The sequence below is a fragment of the Vibrio sp. Vb0937 genome (assembly GCF_033338855.1).
The window spans coordinates 1-1,131 of sequence record NZ_JAWOTK010000362.1; the positions used below are offsets into that span (position 1 = coordinate 1).

Here is a 1,131-nt window from a genome sequence, read left to right on the forward strand (position 1 = left end):
ATCAGTACGTTATAGTTATTGTAAACCAGATACGTACGACCGTTTTCATCGTCAGGCATGATAAGCCATGCTTGGATATCTTCATTCAGTTTAGGTAATGGACTGCCATCGTACTTCGTGATGCCAAGTTTACTCCACTCCTGAAGATATTTGCCTTTTTCTGCCCCGCGTCCTTCTAGGCTACGATCAATCCCTTTCGGCACTTTCACTTGGCGCCCCCAAGTAAACTTATCGTCCCAGCCAGACTCGCTCAAGTAGTTAGCCGTAGATGCAAACACATCCGCTTCTGATTGCCAGATGTCTTTTTTTCCGTCTCCGTTACCATCGGCGGCAAAACGTAGGAAAGAGCTTGGCATAAATTGGCACTGTCCCATCGCACCAGCCCAAGAACCTTTAAAATTATCTAGCTCGATATGGCCTTGATCAAGGATTTGCAACGCCGCCATGGTCTCTTTGCGGAAAAATTCTTCACGACGACCTTCAAATGCCATCGTCGACAACGCATCAATTACGCGGAAGTTACCCGTAAACTTGCCAAAGTTACTTTCTACACCCCAGAGCGCAACAATAAAGCGAGGTTGCACGCCGTATTGATCGCCTATGCGCTTAAGCTCTGCATAGTGCTCTTTGTATAGTGCTTTGGCTTGCTTTACTTTCCACTCAGGGACTGCACGAGGAATGTATTCATCCAACGTCAGTTTTTTCTCTGGTTGGTTGCGGTCTGCTGTTACTGCTCTCGGTTTGTATTCAACATTTGCGAAAGCGGCACTGATTACCTGCTCTGAGATACCTTGGTTACGCGCTTCTGCACGCAATTTACCTAAGTATTCTTCAAAACCCTCGCTACTTGCAAAGGCTGAGGTACATACGCCAACGCTAAGCATTGTAGCCAGTATTTTTTTCATATTGCCCTCCTTGAGCAAGGCAGAAGTCTCAGAAAGAAGCCGAGTTACTGTTCGTTCTTTTGCTGAGCTTTTTGTTCTTTGTACTTTTCTAATAGGTTTTCCGGCGGTGGAGGAACCTGCAGAAAGAAGCCAGCATTTTGTAATGAAGCCTTCACTTTTTCGATATCTACTTGTGCCAATTTACGACCATCAAGTTTAATCGTCATGACAGGAAGGAGCTTACCGA

2 protein-coding genes are annotated in these 1,131 nt (G+C 45.6%); both read right to left on the reverse strand.

The window, feature by feature from the left end; translation table 11 throughout:
* On the reverse strand, positions 1–905 hold a 905-nt coding region (locus R7P67_RS25735; RefSeq protein WP_318086439.1), incomplete at its 3' end, for a lytic murein transglycosylase.
* A 44-nt stretch (positions 906–949) separates the two neighbouring features.
* Positions 950–1,131: YcgL domain-containing protein (locus R7P67_RS25740; RefSeq protein WP_318086440.1), on the reverse strand; the 182-nt coding region annotated here is incomplete at its 5' end.